General features: G+C 72.9%; 23 protein-coding genes, 1 tRNA gene and 1 pseudogene. 17 read left to right on the top strand and 8 right to left on the bottom strand.

Features of this window, described 5'->3' with window-relative positions; genetic code table 11:
* Positions 1-81: 81 nt before the first annotated feature.
* Positions 82-825, bottom strand: coding sequence for a tyrosine-protein phosphatase (locus ACFP3U_RS35275; RefSeq protein WP_380229855.1), 744 nt, complete (start codon positions 823-825; stop codon positions 82-84).
* 167 nt (positions 826-992) lie between these two features.
* On the opposite strand from ACFP3U_RS35275, the gene ACFP3U_RS35270 reads away from it, so the two are divergent.
* From ACFP3U_RS35270 to ACFP3U_RS35200, 15 genes and pseudogenes are all read left to right on the top strand, one after another.
* A complete protein-coding gene (locus ACFP3U_RS35270; protein ID WP_380229854.1) occupies positions 993-1,817 on the top strand; it encodes a GntR family transcriptional regulator in 825 nt (274 codons plus the stop codon).
* Between the two features lie 132 nt (positions 1,818-1,949).
* Positions 1,950-3,089, top strand: a complete 1,140-nt coding sequence (locus ACFP3U_RS35265) for a PucR family transcriptional regulator (protein ID WP_380229853.1) — start codon at positions 1,950-1,952, stop codon at positions 3,087-3,089.
* Positions 3,090-3,257: 168 nt separating this feature from the next.
* The gene (locus ACFP3U_RS35260; RefSeq protein WP_380229852.1) at positions 3,258-3,716 is read left to right on the top strand and encodes a hypothetical protein; all 459 of its coding nucleotides are present in this window, start codon (positions 3,258-3,260) and stop codon (positions 3,714-3,716) included.
* Between the two features lie 523 nt (positions 3,717-4,239).
* Positions 4,240-6,834, top strand: a complete 2,595-nt coding sequence (locus ACFP3U_RS35255) for a SpoIIE family protein phosphatase (RefSeq protein ID WP_380229851.1) — start codon at positions 4,240-4,242, stop codon at positions 6,832-6,834.
* Between the two features lie 188 nt (positions 6,835-7,022).
* Complete coding sequence (locus ACFP3U_RS35250; RefSeq protein ID WP_380229850.1) at positions 7,023-7,259, top strand: chaplin; 237 nt, start codon at positions 7,023-7,025, stop codon at positions 7,257-7,259.
* Between the two features lie 106 nt (positions 7,260-7,365).
* Positions 7,366-7,605 (top strand): annotated as a pseudogene (locus ACFP3U_RS35245) (FAD-dependent oxidoreductase); the annotation flags it as partial.
* A gap of 25 nt (positions 7,606-7,630) precedes the next feature.
* Positions 7,631-7,765, top strand: a complete 135-nt coding sequence (locus ACFP3U_RS35240; RefSeq protein WP_380229849.1) for a hypothetical protein — start codon at positions 7,631-7,633, stop codon at positions 7,763-7,765.
* A 123-nt stretch (positions 7,766-7,888) separates the two neighbouring features.
* Positions 7,889-8,362, top strand: a complete 474-nt coding sequence (locus ACFP3U_RS35235; protein ID WP_380229848.1) for a carboxymuconolactone decarboxylase family protein — start codon at positions 7,889-7,891, stop codon at positions 8,360-8,362.
* Positions 8,363-8,470: 108 nt separating this feature from the next.
* Positions 8,471-9,400 carry an RNA polymerase sigma-70 factor gene (locus tag ACFP3U_RS35230; protein ID WP_380229847.1) on the top strand — a complete coding sequence of 310 codons (930 nt, stop codon included), beginning with the start codon at positions 8,471-8,473 and terminating at the stop codon, positions 9,398-9,400.
* Positions 9,401-9,603: 203 nt separating this feature from the next.
* Positions 9,604-10,398, top strand: a complete 795-nt coding sequence (locus ACFP3U_RS35225; RefSeq protein ID WP_380229846.1) for a hypothetical protein — start codon at positions 9,604-9,606, stop codon at positions 10,396-10,398.
* Between the two features lie 144 nt (positions 10,399-10,542).
* A complete protein-coding gene (locus ACFP3U_RS35220) occupies positions 10,543-11,748 on the top strand; it encodes an HBL/NHE enterotoxin family protein (protein ID WP_380229845.1) in 1,206 nt (401 codons plus the stop codon).
* 60 nt (positions 11,749-11,808) lie between these two features.
* Positions 11,809-12,855 (top strand): M20 metallopeptidase family protein, encoded by a 1,047-nt coding sequence (locus ACFP3U_RS35215; RefSeq protein ID WP_380229844.1) that lies wholly within the window; start codon positions 11,809-11,811, stop codon positions 12,853-12,855.
* A 32-nt stretch (positions 12,856-12,887) separates the two neighbouring features.
* Positions 12,888-13,214 (top strand): nuclear transport factor 2 family protein, encoded by a 327-nt coding sequence (locus tag ACFP3U_RS35210; RefSeq protein ID WP_380229843.1) that lies wholly within the window; start codon positions 12,888-12,890, stop codon positions 13,212-13,214.
* A gap of 155 nt (positions 13,215-13,369) precedes the next feature.
* Complete coding sequence (locus tag ACFP3U_RS35205) at positions 13,370-13,816, top strand: DUF6879 family protein (RefSeq protein ID WP_380229842.1); 447 nt, start codon at positions 13,370-13,372, stop codon at positions 13,814-13,816.
* 187 nt (positions 13,817-14,003) lie between these two features.
* The gene (locus ACFP3U_RS35200; protein WP_380229841.1) at positions 14,004-14,564 is read left to right on the top strand and encodes a hypothetical protein; all 561 of its coding nucleotides are present in this window, start codon (positions 14,004-14,006) and stop codon (positions 14,562-14,564) included.
* A gap of 152 nt (positions 14,565-14,716) precedes the next feature.
* On the opposite strand, the gene ACFP3U_RS35195 is transcribed toward ACFP3U_RS35200, so the two are convergent.
* The 5 genes from ACFP3U_RS35195 to ACFP3U_RS35175 all read right to left on the bottom strand — a co-directional run bounded on the left by ACFP3U_RS35195 (position 14,717) and on the right by ACFP3U_RS35175 (position 17,150).
* A complete protein-coding gene (locus ACFP3U_RS35195; RefSeq protein WP_380229840.1) occupies positions 14,717-14,932 on the bottom strand; it encodes a DUF6243 family protein in 216 nt (71 codons plus the stop codon).
* Between the two features lie 126 nt (positions 14,933-15,058).
* Positions 15,059-15,142, bottom strand: a tRNA-Leu gene (locus ACFP3U_RS35190).
* Positions 15,143-15,185: 43 nt separating this feature from the next.
* On the bottom strand, positions 15,186-16,079 hold the full coding sequence (locus ACFP3U_RS35185; RefSeq protein ID WP_380229839.1) for an LLM class flavin-dependent oxidoreductase: 894 nt from the start codon (positions 16,077-16,079) through the stop codon (positions 15,186-15,188).
* A gap of 20 nt (positions 16,080-16,099) precedes the next feature.
* Positions 16,100-16,240 (bottom strand): DUF397 domain-containing protein, encoded by a 141-nt coding sequence (locus ACFP3U_RS35180; protein WP_380229838.1) that lies wholly within the window; start codon positions 16,238-16,240, stop codon positions 16,100-16,102.
* Positions 16,197-17,150, bottom strand: coding sequence for a helix-turn-helix domain-containing protein (locus ACFP3U_RS35175; protein ID WP_380229837.1), 954 nt, complete (start codon positions 17,148-17,150; stop codon positions 16,197-16,199). The genes ACFP3U_RS35180 and ACFP3U_RS35175 overlap by 44 nt, the downstream gene beginning before the upstream one ends.
* Before the next feature lie 169 nt (positions 17,151-17,319).
* Here ACFP3U_RS35175 and ACFP3U_RS35170 point away from each other — a divergent pair, with 169 nt between their 5' ends.
* Both ACFP3U_RS35170 and ACFP3U_RS35165 read left to right on the top strand, forming a co-directional pair.
* Positions 17,320-17,793 carry an ATP-binding protein gene (locus ACFP3U_RS35170; protein ID WP_380229836.1) on the top strand — a complete coding sequence of 158 codons (474 nt, stop codon included), beginning with the start codon at positions 17,320-17,322 and terminating at the stop codon, positions 17,791-17,793.
* 69 nt (positions 17,794-17,862) lie between these two features.
* Positions 17,863-18,360: a hypothetical protein gene (locus ACFP3U_RS35165; RefSeq protein ID WP_380229835.1), complete on the top strand. Its 498-nt coding sequence runs from the start codon at positions 17,863-17,865 to the stop codon at positions 18,358-18,360.
* Between the two features lie 13 nt (positions 18,361-18,373).
* Here ACFP3U_RS35165 and ACFP3U_RS35160 read toward each other — a convergent pair whose 3' ends face one another.
* Positions 18,374-18,790: a helix-turn-helix domain-containing protein gene (locus tag ACFP3U_RS35160; RefSeq protein ID WP_380229834.1), complete on the bottom strand. Its 417-nt coding sequence runs from the start codon at positions 18,788-18,790 to the stop codon at positions 18,374-18,376.
* A 91-nt stretch (positions 18,791-18,881) separates the two neighbouring features.
* Positions 18,882-19,382, bottom strand: a complete 501-nt coding sequence (locus ACFP3U_RS35155; RefSeq protein ID WP_380229833.1) for a cupin domain-containing protein — start codon at positions 19,380-19,382, stop codon at positions 18,882-18,884.
* Between the last annotated feature and the right edge of the window lie 194 nt (positions 19,383-19,576).

The following is a 19,576-nucleotide window of genomic DNA, read 5'->3' as shown; positions in this document are numbered from 1 at the left end:
GGTGACGACGCGGCGGCCGTCCTCACCGCCCCGGCGCCGCCCGGCCCCGGCACCCCCTTCCCACTCCGGGGCGGCGGGTCCTCAGGCCGTCACCCCGGACGCGGCGGCCTTGGTGCGGAAGGCCTCGACGGTCGTGGCGTCCACGCCGCAGTGGGTGAGGAAGGCCTCGGCGCCGCCGTAGCGGGTGTCGACCAGCTCCAGGAAGGCGGTCATCGCGCCGGCCGGGGCCTCCAGCAGCGGGCGGGGGACCACCAGGGAGCCGGCGTGGTAGTCGTTCAGGGCGTTGCGGTTGCGCTCGGAGAGGCCCTCGAATATCTGCGGCAGCGCCTCGGTGGTGCGGGCGTAGTCGGCGACGATCTCCGCCGCGGGGACGCCGAGCAGGTGGAGCAGGAGGCCGATCAGCAGGCCGGTGCGGTCCTTGCCGGCGGCGCAGTGCAGCAGTACGCCGCCGGGGCGGGCGGCGGCCTCGACGGCGAGCCTGACGGCGCCGGGGGCGGACTCCGCCATCAGCAGGTAGAAGGCGCCGAGCTCCGCGTCGGTGGTCATGGCCCGCATGGCCGCCTCCAGCGCGGGGCCGGTGGGCTGGATGCGGGCGGCGACCACCTCGACGCCGTCGGCCCGGGCGCCGGCCCAGTCGACGTCGTCCGCCTCGGCCGCGCCGCGCAGGTCGACGATCGTACGGATGCCGGCGGTGCGCAGTTGCTCGACGATCGGGCCGTTGTCGGACGGGAACGGCTGGGCGGAGCGGTGGAGCACGCCGCGGCGGACGCGCCGGCCCTCGGGGTCGGCGAGGACGGCGGGGTCACGGAAGTTGACCAGGGTCATGGTGGGGCCTCTCGGTGGGGTGGGGCGAGCCGACACGGCGGGCGGATTCAGGACATCTAGACATCTAGATGTCTACCGGGCGGGTCGGGGCCCGGGCAAGCCGCGCCGGGTGGAGTTCGGGACAAGACCGGACGGAAGCCGCCACCCCGCTCCGTAGGATCTGGCGGGTGGCAACGCACCGAAGCGACACCCCGCTGTACCGCCGGCTGGCCCGGCAGCTCCAGGAGCGCGTCGACGCCGGGACCTACCCGGCGGGCTCCCGGCTGCCCAGCGAGCCGGAGCTGAGCGCCGAGTTCGGCGTCAACCGGCTGACCGTCCGGCAGGCGGTGGCGGACCTGGAGCGGGCCGCGGTGCTGGAGATCCGCCGGGGCGTGGGGACCTTCGTCCGCCCGCCGGCCGTCCGCGTCTCGATCGCCGTCGACCCGCGTAGCCAGCGGTTCGACCTCGGCAGCGTGCACCGCTCGCTGCCGCTCGACGCCGAGCCGCCGGGCGGGACCGCGGGCACCGTCGAGGGCGACGGCGAGGTCGTGGTGGCGGCCCCGCCGGTGGGCGGCTCCGCCGAGGACGACGAGGCGGCCCGCCACCTGGGGCGCAGCACCGGCGAGCTGGCGCGGGTGGACACGGTGATCCGGATCGGCGGCCGGCCCCGGGTGGTGAACAGCTACTGGGTGCCGTCCGGGCCGCTGCCGGCCGAGCTGGTCCGGCCGGGGCGGCCGGGCAACATGGTGCTCGCCCTGGCCGGGGCGGCCGGGGTGGAGCTGGAGTACGACTGGCGGGCGTTCGGCGCGATCGGCGCGGACCTCACCGACGCGGAGCTGCTCGGGGTGCCGCCGGGCACCCCGCTGCTGGTCCGCGAGGGCGTCAGCTGCACGCCGGACGGCGCGCCCGCGCTCTACGTGCGGCGGCGGATCGACGGCAGCAGCGCGCGGTTCGTGCTGCACTACCGGGAGCCGGGGGCCGGGGGCCTAGGTCCGAACCGTACGACCCGGTAACATGCCCGGGCTGGGCGGCCGGCCGGGCAACGGCCCGATGGACCGGACGACCGGCGGACAGGCCGCTCGGCCGACCGGTCGGCCCGCCGGCGGGCCGCACCACACCGACGGGCCGGGGCGGGACACGACGACATGACGGTGGCCAACGGGACCGGCCCGCCCGACATCCCCGGCGAGCTGGCCGGCCACTGCCTCACCCTGCTCACCGACGTCTCCCGCACCGCCCGCCTGCTGCGCCGCGCCGAGCTGGAGCGGCTGCGCGACCTCGGCGAACGCGGTGCCGAAGCCGGCCACGGCCTGCGCGACCTGGTCGGCGCCTGCCTCGGCGCCACCCGCGCGGCCTGGCAGACCTTCCCCGGCCTCACCGCCGTCACCGCCAACGAACTGCGCCGCACCGGCGACGCCGTGCTCGCCGCCACCCAGGCCGCCCTCGGCGCCGTCGCCGAGGGCCACGAGCGCGCCCAGCGGATGGCCGTCCGCCCGGAGGAGGCCAACCGGCGAGAGCTCGTCAACGACCTGCTGCACGGCCGCACCGACCTCGGCCGGCTCGCCGAGCGCGCCGAACGGTTCGGCCTGCGGCTCGCCGCGGGCTACACCGTCGCGGTCGCCGTCACCGACGAGCCCTACCTGGAGGGCGCACCCGCCGCGCACCGGGTGCTGCGCGAGCTGACGGGCCGCTACGACGACCGCACCCTGCTGCTGGCCGTCCGCGACGGGCGGCTGGTCTGCATCGCCTCCGACGGCGAACAGGCCGTCCTCACCGCCTTCACCGAGCTCGCGCTGCGCCCCGGCCCCGGCTACCCGCCCGCCCTGCGGGTGGCGACCGGCCGCCGGCACGGCGGCACCGGCGGCATCGTCCGCAGCTACGAGGAGGCGCTGGCCACCCTGGAGTACGCGGAGCGGCTGGGGCTCCCCGCGAAGCGGCTGCGGGCCGAGGAACTGCTGGTCTTCCCGGTCCTGATGCGGGACCGGGCCGCGATGGCGGACCTGGTGCGCACCGTGCTCGGCCCGCTCACCTCCGCGCGCGGCGGCGCCCGTCCGCTGATGGAGACCCTCACCGTCCAGGCGGAGGCCGGGTACGTGAACGCCGAGACCGCCCGACGGCTCGGCCTGAGCGTGCGGGCGCTCGGCTACCGGCTGGAGCGCATCCGCGACCTGACCGGCTACGACCCGGCGGACGCGCTGCACCGGTACACCCTGGAGACCGCCGTGATGGGCGCGCGCCTGCTGGACTGGCCCGACCAGCCGCTCTGGCCGGTTCCTGCCACCTGAACGTTTCAGACGGCCGCGCGTTGCTTGCGGTTTCCGGATATTTCCAGGTGTCAAAACACCGTCAAGACTGCCGGATCCTGGCAGTGTGCGGACGGCTTCGCGCCTGACAGGATCACCACGGCGCACGGGGGGTCCGGCGCCGAGCGGAAAGGCCGGGGGGCGGGGCGGATGCGGGGGAACTCCAAGGCCGCTCCGGGCTTTCCGACCCTGGTGGTGACTGCCGAGTACTGGCTGCTGGCCCTGCTCAGCGGCCTCCGTGCCGATGTCGTGTCCGGGGGACACGACATCGGCCGCTCCACCGAGACCCGGAACGGGGGGTGCGGCGCCGACCCCCACATCGACGCCGCACCCGGGGTCTCTTCCGAGGAGTTGCCCGCCGACCTGCTCGCTTCCGAACCCTTCCCTCTGGTCGGCCGCGCCTGCCTCGTCCTCTCGGGCGGCGCCGGCGCCGCCGGCGGCTGGGCCGAGGCCGAAGCCGACGACGGCTCCCCCGCCCTCATCGCCGTCCGCACCCCGCCCGGCGACCCCGCCGTCCCGGCCGGCCGCACGGCCCTCCTGCACGCCCACGACCCGGCCACCGACAGCTACCTGATCACGCCCCTCGACCTGGGCAGCCTCTTCAGCTGACGGGCAGTCGGCCACGGTCGGGCACGGTCCGCGATCGGGTCCGCGGCCGGGTTCGCGGCCGGGTCCGCCGTCGGCTCAACGGCGGGCATCGGACCGCCCAGGCCGACCGTTCTGCCCGAGGGCGTGAGGGAACCCGCCGCCCCGTCACGGAGCGTGCACACGATGCGGGTAGCCGGAAAGGGAACACTCAAGAAACGCGGGCGACCAGCGCACCCAAAACCGTTCGGCATGCGCGCAGTGATCAGCCGTGGGTCCAAGACTCAGTCCTGCTCACTGAATAGGAACGGTGCGTTCCGCCGGGTGAGCCATGGCTGCCTCCGTCAGGCGGGTGGCCTGCGCGTGGGCTCGCGTCGCGGCGTGGGCCGGCCCCGCTTGTTGACGGAGATTACAATAAGAGCCGACGCCGGAGAACCCCCCGCGCACCGGCGACCAGCTGGAGCTGGTGGGAACTGGCGGGCTCGCCGGGCCGGGGGATGATGGAAAGGTCGCGGCAGTGATCCCGCCGACGGAGAGGAGCGGCCGGATGAGCACGGCGGACGCCCTGCGCCGGGGCCGATCCCCGTTCGTCGACAACGCCGTCGGTGCCCTGCTCGACGCGGACGGCCGCATCGTCCGCTGGACCCCCGAGGCGGCCCGGCTGCTCGCCCTCGGCGCCGGGCAGGTGCACGGCCGACCCGTGCACGAGCTGCTCGCCGACCCCGCAGGGTGGCCCTCGATGTCCGAACTCACCGAACGGCAGCGGGCCGAGGGCTGGTCCGGCGAGGCGGTGCTGCGCTCCGGCCGGGGCGAGCAGCTCGCGTTCTCGTACCAGGTCCTGCCGTTGAACGCCCCCGACCCGGCCGAGGATCCCGCCGCCGCGGACGGCGCGGACGGCGCGGGCACGCCCCGCTACTTCGTGCTCGCCGCCCCCACCGCGCAGATCGCCCTCTCCCGCCAGGACCGGGCCTTCACCCGCGAACTGTTCCTCCAGGACCGGGTCGGCCTGGCCGTCTTCGACGAGCGGCTGCGCCTCGTCCGCACCAACACCCACCTGCTCCCCTACAGCGGCCTCCCGCCGGACCTTCGCGGCCGACGCCTCGGCGACTTCCTCCAGCCGCAGGACGCCGCCGTCGTCGAACGCGGACTGCGCGAGGTGCTGCGCACCGGCCGGCCGCTGATCGGCGCCGAGGAGGCCGTCCGCACCATCGAGGACCCGGCCGGCGGCGCGGTGATGGCGATCTCGGCGTTCCGGCTGCAGGCCCCGGACGGCCAGGTCATCGGCGTGACCGCGCTGTTCACCGACGTCACCGAGCTGCACCGGTCCGGCGAACGGCTCGCCCTGCTGCACCGGGCGACGGCCGCCGTCGGCGGCTCACTGTCCGTCAGCGGGACGGCCGAGGAGCTGGCCGCCGTCCTCGCCCCGCCCGCCGTCCTCGCCCCGCCCGCCGTCCTCGCCCCGCCCGCCGACCGGACGGACCCGGGCGGCGCGCCCGTGCCGGGCCTCGCCGACCTCGCGGTGGTGGACGTCGCCGAGGCCGCGTTCACCGGCGGGGAGCCGGCCCCCGGACGGGACGGGCGGGTGCTGCTGCGCCGCACCGCCGTCGCGGTGTCGGGCGCGCCCGCCGAACCGGCGCCGGGGCCGGGCGGCCCGGTCGCCCCGCCACCGCCGCCGCCCGTCGGGGCGGCCGTCCACGCCCACCCCGACGAGCAGGCCGTACACACCGACTTCCCCGCCTCGATGGCCGTCCCGCTGCGGGCCGGCGGCCGGCTGCTCGGCCGGGTGAGCGTCCACCGGGCCCCGCGCCGGCCGCCGTACCTGCCGGCCGATCTGGAGCTGCTGCGCGAGATCGCCGACCGGGCCGCGCTGACCCTGGACAACGCCCGCCGCTACGCGCGCGAGCACCGGGCCGCCGTCGGCCTCCAGCGCAGCCTGCTGCCGCCCTCGCAGGCCGAGACCACCGCGGTGTCCACCGCCAGCGTCTACCTGCCGACCGACACGGCGAGCGGGATCGGCGGCGACTGGTTCGACGTGATCCCGCTGTCCTCCGCCCGGGTCGCGCTGGTCGCGGGGGACGTGGTCGGCCACGGGCTCGCCGCCAGCGCCACCATGGGGCGGCTGCGGACGGCGGTGCGGACGCTGGCCGACCTCGACCTGGAGCCGGACGAACTGCTGGTCCACCTCGACGACCTGGTGGCCCAGCTGATGGTGGAGGCGGAGCTGGCGGACGAGGACGGCCTCGGGAACGGCGACCCGGACGGCCTGGATGCCCCGGACAAGGCGGACCGGGCGGACGCGGCAGACCAGGACGGCGACGGTCCGGACGACCGGCAGGCCGCGCTGCCGTTCGGCGCCACCTGCGTGTACGCGGTGTACGACCCGGTCTCCCGGCGCTGCGCGATGGCCTCCGCCGGCCACCCGCCGCCCGTCGTCGCCGGCCCGGACGGCCGGGTCGGCTACGTGCCCGTCCGGCCGGGACCGCCGCTCGGCGTGACCGGGCTGCCGTTCGAGGTGGCCGAGGTCGAACTGGCGCCGGGCAGCCTGCTCGCGCTCTACGCCGACGGGCTGCTCCGCGGCTACGCGGACGACCTGGAGGAGGGCATGGACGAGCTGTCCCACCGGCTCGCCCGCGCGACCGCACCGGGCGAGGTACCGGCCGGCCCGGCGCTGCGGCGGCTCGGCCGGGCCCTGGTCGCCGACCTGCCCGCCCACCGCCTGACCGACGACGTCACCCTGCTGCTCGCCCGCACCCGCGCCGTCCCGCCCGAGGCCACCGCGGGCTGGACCCTGGAGGCCGACCCGGCGGGGGTCGCCCGGGTCCGCGAGGCCGCCACCGAACAGCTAGGGCGCTGGGGTCTTGAGGAGCTGGCGTTCACCACCGAACTGGTGCTCAGCGAGCTGGTCACCAACGCGATCCGGTACGCGGGCGGCCCGGTCGGCGTCCGGCTGATCCGCGCCGAGCGCCTCACCTGCGAGGTGTCCGACCCCAGCGCGACCCAGCCCCGGATGCGCCGCGCCCGGCTCACCGACGAGGGCGGCCGCGGCCTCTACCTGGTCGCCCAGCTCACCAGCCGCTGGGGCAGCCGCTACTCCCGCCAGGGCAAGACCATCTGGGCCGAGCAGGAGCTGCCGTCCGGCTGACCCGCCCGAACCCGCACCCGCCGACCCGCCCGAACCTCACCCGCCGGCCCGCCCAAACCCGTCGGCCCGCCCGGCCACCCGCGCGGCCCAGCGGACACGCCCCCGATGCGCGCAATACGGCCGTTGCGCGACTCTCCCCCGGTGTGATTGGTGCTCTGATCTGCCGACTCATCCATTCAAGGAGAGACATGCGCATTCGCACCGCCCTCGCCGCCGGCGCCCTCGCCGTCACCGCCCTGCTGGCCGGTGGTGGCACCGCCGTCGCCGACTCGGTCGCCGAGGGCCTGGCCTTCGGTTCCCCGGGCGTGCTGTCCGGCAACCAGATCCAGATCCCGGTCCACATCCCGATCAACATCTGCGGCAACTCCATCGGCGTCATCTCCATCGCGAACCCGGCGTTCGACAACACCTGCATCAACGCCTGATCCCCCCGGCCGCCGACGCGGCCGTACGCACAGCGACGCGGGTCCGTCCACCGGGACGGGCCCGCGTCCGCGTACCGGCGCCCGGACGGGCGCCCACCGGTGTCTCGTGCACGACCGACCTGCCCTTGCTGGGGCATCGAACCAGCGAGGTGCGGATGTTCGACGAGAGCTTCGCCTTCCCCCCGAGCCTGCTGGCCCCGGCCCGACCTCGGCCGCCGACGGCGTGAACGGCCGGGGCGGCACCCGGGTCGCCGTGATCGGCGCCGGGATCGCCGGCCTGGTCACCGGCTACGAACTCCAGCGCCACGGCTTCGACGTCGTCCTGTACGAGCGGCCGAACCGCCCCGGCGGCCGGGTTGGAGCCGCCGGAGGTGACGGCGCACCTCGACCCGCTGGACGAGGTGCTGCACACCCGGCGGACCTTCGCCGAGCAGGGCGCCGAGCGCTGGGAACGCGACCTGCGCCGCGAACCCCGGCGCTGGGTAGCAGAGTTCAGGGTCCGCTGAGTCCCCCGGGTCCTGGGCCCCGAGTCCGGGTGACGCGGGTCACATCGGAGCGTGTCACAGGGCGCCGGGCTGTCCCGTCTGAGGGGGTGAAGCACCGACCACCACGCCACGGAGGAGCACCCCATGGACGCGCGACTGAACTTCTTCGCCACCCGGACCGGCACCAAGGTCATCAAGAGCCTCATGACGCTCGGCAAGGACCTCAAGGACATGCCGCTGCCCGCCGCCACCCAGGAGCTGGTCTCGCTGCGGGTGAGCCAGATCAACGGCTGCGCCGTCTGCATCGACATGCACACCAAGGAGGCCGCGGCGGCGGGCGAGACCGCCCTGCGGATGAACCTGGTCGCGGCCTGGCGGGAGGCCGCCGTCTTCACCGAGGCCGAGCGGGCGGCCCTGGCCCTCGCCGAGGAGGGCACCCGGGTCGCGGACGGGGCCGGCGGCGTCGCCGACAAGGTGTGGGCGAAGGCCGCCGAGCACTACGACGAGGAGCAGTTGGCGGCCCTGGTCACGCTCATCTCGTTCATGAACATGGCCAACCGGGCGAACATCATCACCCGTCAGCCGGCCGGCGACTACGTGGCCGGGCAGTTCCACTGACCCCGCCACCGCGTCCGCCTCCGCGAGAACCGCCGGACCGAGCGTCCCCGGCCCGGCGGCACCCTGGATGATCAACGCAACCGTCCGCACGAAAGGGAGCACACCGGTATGAGCAAGGTCGAGGAGTTCGAGGAGCTGCGGCCACTGCTGTTCTCGATCGCCTACCGGATCCTCGGCAGCGTCGGCGAGGCCGAGGACGCCGTACAGGAGGCCTGGCTGCGCTTCGACGCCTCGCCGACCAGGCCCGACTCCACCAAGGCCTTCCTGTCCACCACGGTCACCCGGATCTCGATCGACGCGCTCCGCCTGGCCCGCGTCCGGCGCGAGGCGTACGTGGGCCCGTGGTTCCCCGAGCCGCTGCTCACCGACCCCTACGAGGACCCGGCCCGGGCCGCCGAACTGGCCGACTCGGTGTCGATGGCGGCGCTCCTGCTGCTGGAGCGGCTCAGCCCGCTGGAGCGGGCGGTGTTCGTGCTGCGGGAGGTGTTCGGCTTCGGCTTCGACGAGGTGGCCACGGCCGTCGGCCGCTCCGAGGCGGCCTGCCGGCAGCTCGCGGTACGGGCCCGGCGGCACATGCGGGAGGGCCGGCCGCGCTTCGAGGCTGAGCGCAAGGAGCGGGACGAGTTGGCCGCCCGCTTCTTCGACGCCCTCCGGGAGGGCGACATGGCCGGCCTCCAGGAACTGCTCTCGGCCGACGTGACGATGGTCGGCGACGGCGGCGGCAAGACCCCGCAGTTCGCCCGGGCCGTGGCCGGCGCGGCGAACGTCGCCCGACTGCTGACCGCCCTCGTCCCGATGATGGCGCGGATCGACGTGACCTTCGAGCCGCACGAGGTCAACGGCCAGCCCGGCGCCGTCTTCCGCGACCAGGACGGCCGAGTGCTGAGCACCCTGGTCCTCGACGTCCTCGACGGCCGGATCCAGACGGTCCGTTCGGTGGCCAACCCCGACAAGCTCGCCCACCTGGGCCCGGTAGCCGACGCCTGGGCCGTCCACCGCGACTTCAAGGACGCCCGCCGCGCCCACCGCTCGTCCTGAGGCGCGCCTCGATCGAGGGGCGACACGGACCGGAACCGGGCCGGCGACACGGGCCGCGGTCGCGGGGTGGCGGGCGGGGCGAGGGCTATCGTGAGCCACGTTCCGTACACGCACCGCCACCCCGCGACCGGCGGGGGCCCGTACCCGGCGCCGGGCGGCCGAGGTGCCGCCGGGAGGGTGGCGCGCGCCCCCAGGGAGACGCCATGACCGACCTGTTGCAGTCCTTCGAGGACGCCGCGAACCGCTCCTCCGCCATGCTCGACCTCGCCGGGGACGACCCGGACGCCCGGACGCTCCGAGACCGGGTGGAGATCGGCCGCAAACTCGCCGACGCCGTCCGGGAGCCCTGCCGGAGGCTGCTGGGGCCGGAGTTCGACGGCCTCGCCGACGCCGACGCGCCCCGACTCAAGGCCGCCGCCACCGAACTCGGCCGACTCGCGGCCGAACTCGACGGCCTGCTCGACGACTTCGGGAACTGGGAACAGGCGCTCTCGGAGGACTGCCGCCGCCTCGACCGCCGACGGGCCGACCTCGGGATCCGGATCCAGGAGCTGGAACAGCACCTGAAGGAGACCAGGGAGCAACTCGGCGCGATCGAGGCGCGGCTGGCGGCCGCACGGCGCAGGCAGCAGAACGAGCCGTGGCCGATCGACTCGATCGACACGCTGATCAGCAGCCTGATCGACCTGCTCCAGGGCGTCCAGCGGCAACAGGCCCAGCTGGAGCAGGACATGGAGGACGGCGTGCGGCAGGAGCACCTGCTGCGGGCCCAGGACGGCGCGATCCGGCTGATCGTCGGGGCCGGCAGCGGACTGCTGAACGCGCAGCACAGCCTGCTCCTCGGACTCGACGACGTGAAGGGCCAGTTGGACCAGGCGGTGCTGACCGCCGGGGAGGCCGAACGGTTCCGGATCCTCGCCAAGGCGGCGGCGGAGGTGCTGGACCGTCTGCGGGTCTGTGTGACGCAGGTGACCGGCGCGACCCGTCCCGCCGCCTGACCGGGAGCCCACACGGGCCGGCCGTTCACCCGTCCGGGGTATTTCACCGGGACACGCGCTCCGCCACTCCGGGGCATCGCGCACGAACTACCGGCACGGCGCCACCATTTCGCCCAGTTCGCCTTCCCCGAGAGGAGCAACGCTGTGAGCGCTGTCCACACCAAGCCGCCGACGACGGCCACGGCGAAAGCCGTGACCGCCACCCATGGAGCGGCCGCCGCGATCCAGAGCTACGCCACCCTGGTCCAGCTGCAGCCCGACATGTTCTTCGACAAGATCAAGGACCGGCCGGAGGTGGTCGCCGAGTTGAACAAGGTCGGCAAGGACCGCGGCACCAAGGCGGTCGAGGCGCTGACGAACATCAACGCCCATCTGGCCAAGGCCCGCACGCACGCCCAGAACTGGACCACCACCCTGGTGCCCACCATGTTCGACAGCCTGGAGGACATCCGCGGCTACGCCACCGTCCACAGCTCGGTCCGGACGGCGCTGCTGGCCCGCATCGAGGAGGCCGAGAAGCAGGGCGACACGATCGATCTGGACACCCTCAAGAAGCACCTGCTGGAGGCCAAGGACGGCCTCGACGCCCTCAAGCTCGCGGCGCAGGAGCGGCGGGAGAAGGCGCGGGCGGTGACCGCGAGCCTGGCCACCTTCCAGAACGACCTCACCGGCGACGTCCAGGCCTTCACCGCGGACGCGACCGCCGTCGACCTGCTGGCCGCGGACAACGGACTGGTCAAGGCCCTCAACGACACCATCAAGGCGTGCAACGCCGCCATCGCCAAGGACACCGCGATGATCGCGGGCGGCGCCGTGGCCATCCTGGTCGGCGTCGGCATGGCGGCCCTCGGCGGTGCGCTGCTCTTCGTGCCGGGCGGCCAGGTCCTCGGCGGTGGGCTGATCTTCGGCGGCGTCGTGGCCGCCGGCGCGGGCATCGGGCTCACCACCTACGGGGCGATCGACCTGAAGAGGCAGAAGGAGAAGCTGGACGAGACGGCGCAGGAGCTCACCCTGTTCCAGACCAGCCTCACCTACTTCACCACCGCCCACGGCACGGTCAACCACTTCAAGGACTCCGCGACCAAGGCCGCCGACGGCGCGCGGGACCTGCACACCCAGTGGGCCGCCGAGGCGTCCTCCCTCGACCAGCTCGCCAAGATCGTGGGCGACAGCGCCCAGAGCGCCCGGAACGCGCGCACCGCCTTCGGCGTGCTCAGCGACGTCAAGGCCGCCCTCCTCGCGGGCACGGCGGAGTGGAACGACGCGCTGAAGGCCGCGAACACCATCCACCAGATGCTCACCGGGGTGAAGGAGAACGTGAACAAGAAGGAGCTCAAGCTGGCCGCGTAGGGCCCGCCCCGAGAAGAAGGAGCGGCCGGTCGGATCCGAGGATCCGACCGGCCGCTCTCTGTGTGGCCAGTCGAGGACGATCCCTCTACGCCCTCGTCCGCCCGAGCGGCCGTCAGGAAGCCGGGACCGGCCGTGCTGCTGCGCGGTGACATGGACGGCCTGCCGGTCGTGGAGAAGACGCCGGTGCCGTTCGCGGCCGAGAACGGCGCGATGCACGCCTGCGGCCACGATCTGCACACCACCATGCTCGCGGGCGCCGCGCACCTGCTGGCCGCGCGGCGGGAGGAGCTCCACGGCGACGTGGTCTTCATGTTCCAGCCCGGCGAGGAGGGTTGGGACGGCGCCGGCGCCATGCTCGCCGAGGGCGTACTGGACGCGGCGGGCCGGCGCCCGGTCGCCGCGTACGCCCTGCACGTGTCGTCGACCATGCCGCACAAGGAGTTCAGCTCCCGACGCGGGCCGATCCTCGCCGCGTCCGCCGCGTTGAACGTCACCCTCCACGGCGCCGGCGGCCACGGCGCGGTGCCGCACCGGGCCAAGGACCCCGTACCGGCGGCCTGCGAGATCGTCACCGCCCTGCAGACCATGGTGACCCGCCGCTTCGACGTGTTCGACCCGGTGGTGATCACCGTCGGGATCCTCCAGGCCGGCACCCGGCGCAACATCATCCCCGACACCGCCCGCTTCGAGGCGACCGTGCGCACCTTCTCCGCCGAGGCGCAGTCCAGGGTCGCCGACGCCTCGGTGGAGCTGGTCAGGGCCATCGCGGCCGCCCACGGCCTGCGGGCGGAGATCGAGTACCTCCCCGAGTACCCGGTGACCGTGACCGACGGGCCCGAGACCGACTTCCTGGCGGACACCGTCCGGGACGTCTTCGGCGAGGAGCGCTTCCGGACGCTGCCGAACCCGATCCCCGGGTCGGAGGACTTCTCCCGGATACTTGAGGCGGTTCCGGGCTCGTTCGCCTGGCTCGGCGCCGCCCCGAAGGGGACCGACCCCGACGGTCTGCCGTCCAACCACTCGCCCCACGCCGAGTTCGACGACGCGGTGCTGCCCGACGGAGCCGCGCTCTACGCCGAACTCGCCGCCCGCCGCCTCGCGGCCTGAACCCGTACGCCGAAGAAGGAACGATCAAGCACATGACCGAACCGCGCGAGGTGGTCGAGCGGCAGCTCGCCGCCTACAACAGCCACGACATCGACGCCTTCGTCGCCACCTACGCGGAGGACGTCACGGTCCAACGGGCCGACGGCAGCCTCCTGCAGGGCCGACGGGCCCTGCGGGACCGGTACGCCGGGCAGTTCGCCGAAGGCCGCTGTCGGGCGGAGATCGTGGGTCGGCTCACCGAGGGCGACTGGGTGGTCGACCACGAGATCGCCCACGGCCTGGCCGACGAGCCGGTCCGCGTCCTGGTGGCCTACCGCGTGCGGGACGGCCTGATCGACCGCGTCGACTTCCTCGGCTGAACGGCGCGCTCGCCCCTCACGGTGTCGTGAGGGGCGTGCCCGGCGATCGGCCAGGAGATTATGCGAGAACGCGAGTAGGTGCCCCACTGCCCTTGTGACGGGCCGTGGACCGTCCGTAGCGTGCTGATCACAGCTACGGAGGGAAGGGAAGGCCAGTGAGCGACGAACTGGAACTGACCATGATCGCCGGTGGACCGTGCGGGCCGTCCGGCGACCCGGTCCCCGAGGGCTTCAACTCCGAGTGGCACGACCGTATCCGGGGCCGCCACGCCGCCGGCCGGACGATGACCCGCGCCAAGCTGGTCCGCCTGCCGCTCACCGACTACAGCCGGCACCTGTTCGACTGGTGCATCCCCGGCAACGTTGCCGCCGGTGAGGACTACCGGATCGTGGACCTGACGACCCAGGACCTCGACCTGCCGGACCAGGACTTCTGGCTGTTCGACGAGTCGGTGGTCGTCCACATGAACTACCGGCCGGACGGAACACAGATCAACCGAACGCTGATCGAGAACCCGGACATCTCGAAGTACCTGCGCTGGCGCGACCTCGCGATCTCCGAATCCGTCCCGTTTGCAGAGTGGAACAGTGCTCGAACCTGAACATCAAGGACGTCAACGGATGAACCTGGCGGAGGCTCTTCGGAGCCTCCGTGGCAACGAGAAGCCGCCGCCGAAGCACGCGGGCAAGCCCGCGCCGGAGCGGCCCACCCCCGACCCGAAGTAGTCGACTGACACAGGGGTGGGCTCCCGCCCGGCGGGCGGGAGCCCACCCCTCGGAGGAGCGAGCATGGACCCCGATCGGCTCCACATCTCCTATGCCATGCGGCAGTTCGCCGACGAGACGTGGACCGGGCGTGCGGAGCGGTGGACAGCGAAGTTCTACGTTCCCGACGAGAAGATCGGCACCGCCGAGATCACCCGTGTCATCCCGGGCGTCACGCCGAACCCCCGTGCCGCCCTGGAGGACGACCCCGGCCTCCTCGACCGCATCCCCCGTGTGATCTTCAGCGAGGACGGCAGCCTTGCCCCGGCGGTGTCGGCGCTGAGTCCCGTGCTGTTGCTCCTGCTGGAGTCCGTCCGTGTCTCGGAAGCGTGGCGTGGCAAGGGAGTCGGGATGCGCCTGGCTGTCACCGCGCTGCGGCGCCTGGCCGTCCCCGGCACGGTGGCTGTCTGCTACCCGGCCCCGATTCACGATCACGGGCCGGATGAACCGTGCTCGTACGCGTCCGACGATCCGGAGGTGCGGCGGCCGGACGAGGAGGCGATGGAGAAGCTACGGCGCGCGTGGGAGCGGCACAGCTTCCGGTCCATCGGTGAGGGCGTGTACGCCCGGCGGATCGAGCCGTGAGCGCAGGCGCCTCTCATGCGTGGACGAGTTGTGTGGCGGACAGCCCGGACGGGCCGGTGCGGCGTGCGCTGCCGCACCGGCCCGTCAGCCGGTCAGGCGCAGGGCAGGCGGAACCTGCCCTTGGCGATCCGGGCCCTGGCGGCAGCGGTGCGTCAGCTCTTTGCGGTGTCGTCGCCCGCCTGCGCGGCGCCTTCGGCCGAGCCCGCCTTCTCGCGCATCCTGCGCACCAGCTCCGCCTTCAGGTCGGCCGCACCCTGGCGGTCGAGGTTGCGGTGCGGACCGTTGTTCTGCCGTTCGGCGCGCGAAAGCCTCTTGCGCTGGCCGCCGCCCATGCCCACGGGGTTGTTGATGTTCTTGCTCACGGTCACGGTCTCCGGTCAATGATGTGAAGTGATCTACGGACTGGCCCCGCCCGGTGTCGCGCGGGGCGATCCACAGGCCCGGAGAACAGAGCGGCCGGTCGAATCCGAGGATCCGACCGGCCGCTCTCTGTGTGCGCGAGGGGGGAGTTGAACCCCCACGCCCTTTCGGGCACTGGAACCTGAATCCAGCGCGTCTGCCTATTCCGCCACCCGCGCAACTGGGTGATGGGTAAATCTTAGCCCATCCCCAGGGGTGGTCCTAACCAACCGGAAGTGACCCGTCCTGGAGGGCGAGGGCCGTGACCAGCTCGCGCAGTTGGTGGAGTGGTTCGGGGCCGCAGATTCGTACCACCACCGTCTGGGCGCCCGCGTCCGCGAGGGTGTGGAGGGCTGCGGCGGCCTGGGCCGCCGTGCCGCCCGCCGCGTAGGTCGACGACTCGTCGCGGCCCATCCACTGGGCGTGACCGGCGACGGCTTCCTTCAGAGCGGGCGCGGCGGCTTCCCCCAGCCCCAGGAAGGTGAGCACGGTGAGCGTGTGGTCGGCCGCCGCGCCGCCGCGTTCGGCGGCGGCGCGGACCGCCCGTAGATCCTCCGGGCCGTGGCCCTCGGCCACCAGCGTGCCCTGGGCGGCTCGGCCGGCCAGCTCCAGCGACTTGGGCGAGACCACACCGGCGATCACCGGCGGGACGTCGTCCTTCGCCGGCGGGTGGACCAACTCGACTCCGTCGAGCCGTAGTTCACGCCCCTCCACGGTGACCCGCTCGCCGCGCAGCAGTCCGCGCACCGCGGTCAGTGTCTCCTCCAGCAGCGAGAGCGGAGACCGCGGCGCCACACCGGCCTGCCGCATCCACTCCCGCACCCCGTGGCCGATCCCGGCGACCAGCCGGCCGGGGAAGACCCTGGCCAGGGTGGCCACCTCCATCGCCAGCAGGGCGGGGCTGCGCAACGGGGCGGGCGCGATGCCGAGGCCGACCCGCAGCCGCCGGGTCGCGCCCAGGGCGACCGCCGCGGCCGAGATCCCGCCGTTCCACCCGAGGTCCTCGACCACCCACAGGTCGTCCACCCCGAGCGCCTCCACCTCCCGTGCGAAGTCGGGCAGTCCGGCGGGGTCCCAGGAGCGGTCGTACATCACACCGATGCGAAAGGGCGTCATGAACAGCCAACCTACCGACCCTAGCCAGCCGGGAGGGAACCGTCCTGGAGGGCGGAGAGGAAGGAGGACCAGGCTGCGGAGGGGAAGAGGAGGACCGGCCCGGAGGGGTCCTTGGAGTCACGCACCGGAACGACGCCGGGGGAAGGGGACGTGAGGGCCACCTCGACGCAGTCCCCCCCGTCGGGCCCGCTGTAGCTGCTCTTGCGCCAGCCGTTCGCGCCGATCTCGAACCTCGCCATCCCGGTAGCCCTCCATCGCGTCGGCAAGTAGCTCCAGGGATTCCCTCACCGAGAGCACCTCCCCACGAAGCAGATCATAGCCACGGCGATGTGCCGCCACGATGGCTGGAGCATCACTGAGATGCCCCCGATCCAGGCTCTCCGAGTAGACCCAATTCCGCCCGTCCGGCATCTCCAGCAGGACCATCGACATCTTGACGACCGTCCGCCGACCGCCGAACGGAGCGACCTGGATGCTGACATTGGGGAGCCTCGCCACGTCGAGCAAGTGCTGCATCTGGCGACGCATCACGGCAGGCCCACCCAACTCCGTCCTGATGGCGCTCTCATCAAGGACCACCATCAACAGGGGGCCGTCCGGAGCGAGGAAGCGCTGCTGCCGACCGATTCGAGCGGTCATCCGTTCGGCGATCAGCTCGGGCTTGCCTGCCGCGTCGCCCGCCCTGAACATCTCCCGCGCGTAATCACTGCATTGCAGCAGGCCGTGCACGTATCCGTACTGGAACAGTCGCAGACCGACCGCTTCGGCCTCCATCTCCGCGTACTCCTGGAACCAGTCCGGGTGCTCGATCTCCGCATTCCAATCGACCCGGTCCCAGAGGCGCTTCAACAGGCCGCCGGTGTTCAAGAGTCGGTCCGCATCCTCGACCAGTTCGGGCTGCATCCGGCGCTTGCCGCTCTCACAGCGCGTCAGCACCGTGCGGTCGCAGTGCAGGAGCTTGGCCAACTCCTCCTGCGTGTAGCCGGCCAGCTCACGGTAGAACCGCAGCTCCTCGCCGAACATCACCGCCGAGCTCGCGGTCGGTTCGAGCTTGCTCCTCCGGTGTGCCATGACCGGCCCCCTCACGTGCCGCACACGCCTCGCACTGCGATTTGGTCGTCACCGTACCCGGCGAGAGGCGATGATTATGGCGGAACGCAGTTATTCGCTCGCACTGCGTGAATTCCGCGCCCCGTTCGCGAGCCTGTTCCACTCCCCCCTCTCACCCGGAGGCTTCGCCATGCCCTCTCTCCGTACCGCCCCCCGGCCCCGTGACTTCGCCGCTCGGCTCCCCATGCAGGACGACTCCGCCCCCCTCGCCCGGTGCTTCCTCCGGGCCTACCTCGCGGGCCTGCCCCGTGGTGAACGCTATTCCGACATCGGGGAGTTGCTGCTCGGCGAGCTCTTCGCCAACGCCGTCCGGCACTCCGACGCGCCGCTGGACCGCCTGATCGAGGTCCGGTTCGCCGTCGTCGCCGGCCAGCTGCGGCTCGAAGTGCACGACGCCGGTGACGGATGGCCCCTCCTGCGCCCCTCCCCCGGCCCCGAGGAGGAGTGCGGGCGGGGCCTCCTCCTCGTCGACGCGCTCGCCGACCGCTGGGGCTGCTGCCCTCGCGTCGGCGGGATCGGCAAGTTCGTCTGGGTGCTGATCTCCCCCGCCCCCGGGTTCACCGATCTGGTCTTCGGCCGGTCGCCGAGACTCGTCACGGTCTGACATCCCCTCCGGGGAGGATCTCGTGTAAAACACCCACAAGCACCCCGATTGTTACGAGATGATCCTCCCGTGACTCCTGACCCCCGAGATCGGCGCCGCCCGAAACCCGCACCGGCTCGCCCTCAGGTCAAGACCGGGCCATCCAGCGATGACGCGCACGACGTGGTGTTCTTCCGACGCCATCCTGACGACGACCCCGGACAGCAGACCCCTGGACAGACCTTCCTGAACGAGATCTGCCCGACCAAGGTCAGGGCCACGATGCGGGCGGTACTCGTCGCCGTTGCTGCCGCGCCCCCGAAGCGCTTCGCCGGAGGCGGCTACTGGGAGGCCATGAAAGGCGACATGACCGGCTGGTTCGAGGCCCGGGTGGACGGACCACAGAGGCACCACTACCGCCTCTTCTGCCTGCTCGACTACGAGGCCGCAGGGGCCACGAAGCCCCTCCTCGTGGTCGTCTGCGGCCTGGACAAGCCCTTCAGGACCGTGCTGTCCGCCGCGGATTACGAAGGAGTCCGAGAACTCGGCGCCGAATACGCGAAGCGGAACCCCCGCTCCACGGCCTGACCGCCCGAAACGGCTAGGCAGCGGCGCCAGACCGGGGCTTCGTGTCGCGCATAGCAGCCAGGTGCTTCGCCAGCATTTGCGTGTCCGCCACCTGCCCCTCCAACAGCGGAGCAGTGATCGACGTTTGCTCAGCCTCGGGAAGCGGCTCAAGGGTGATACGCATCCCCAGGGCCGCCGCGACCTCGGCCAGCGTGCCCAAGGTCGGGTTCACGTGCCCTGCCGAGAACAGGCGCCGGATCCCCGCCGGCTCCGCACTGATGGCCCTCGCCAGGGCCGCCTTGGAGAGGTCGGCTGCCTTACGGGCCTCGTCGAGCTCATTGACGATGCGGTCGATCGTGGCGATGCGCATCGACTCGACCACGTACTCACGGAGGAACTCGGGGTCCTGAAGATCCTGGACGAGGTCGTCCCAGAAGGCACCTTGAGTCATAGCGTCCCACTCCGTCCATTGACCTACCCCGAAGCGTACCAAATATGCCACGCAGAGGCCAGGCGTCGCCACGCCCGACGAAGCCGGAATGTCAGACGCCGGCGGCCGCCGCCAGGGTCTCGCGCCACAGCGGGCTGTCGACGTAGTGGTTGTCGTACAGCTCGGAGGAGTCCTTGATCTCCTGCGGGCCGGCCTCCCCGCGCATCACCCGGCCGAGCAGGCGCAGGTAGTCGAAGCGCGGCATGCCCGGGGTGAAGACGAACAGCACGTCGGCCGTCGAGCCGGGGGCGGCGGCGAAGGCGTGCGGGGTGTGCGGCGGGACGAGCAGGAAGTCGCCGCTCTCCAGGGTCTCGACCTTCTCGTCCAGCAGGACCTGGAGCTTGCCGCCGACGACGAAGAACAGCTCGGAGGCCCGGGTGTGGAAGTGGGCCGGGGCGCCGACCGCGCCCTCGGCGAAGGTGGAGCGGTAGCTGGTGACCGGGCTGCCGTCGGTGCCGGAGTCGGCGAGCAGGGTCATCACGCTGCTCGGGTCGCTGGTGGTCTCGGCGGTGGCGGCGCGGGTCAGGAGCGGCTTGATCGGGCCGGCGTTCATGGTGGTACTCCCCGTCTCGGGCGGTCCCGGCTCCCCTGCCGTGACCTTGTGATGATCACTCTATGAGCCCGATCGACCGGCCAAGGGGTGCATTCCGTGGGCAGAATCACGGGTCAATTCGAGCGCGGGAAGACCCCGGAATCGGGTAGGAGGGCCGGGTCACCCGGCCCTCCTCCCACACCACCGGACATGCG

Origin of the sequence: Kitasatospora misakiensis, assembly GCF_042656005.1 — a bacterium.
GTDB classification, from domain to species: Bacteria; Actinomycetota; Actinomycetes; order Streptomycetales; family Streptomycetaceae; genus Kitasatospora; species Kitasatospora misakiensis.
This window is presented reverse-complemented; position numbering and strand designations above follow the sequence as displayed.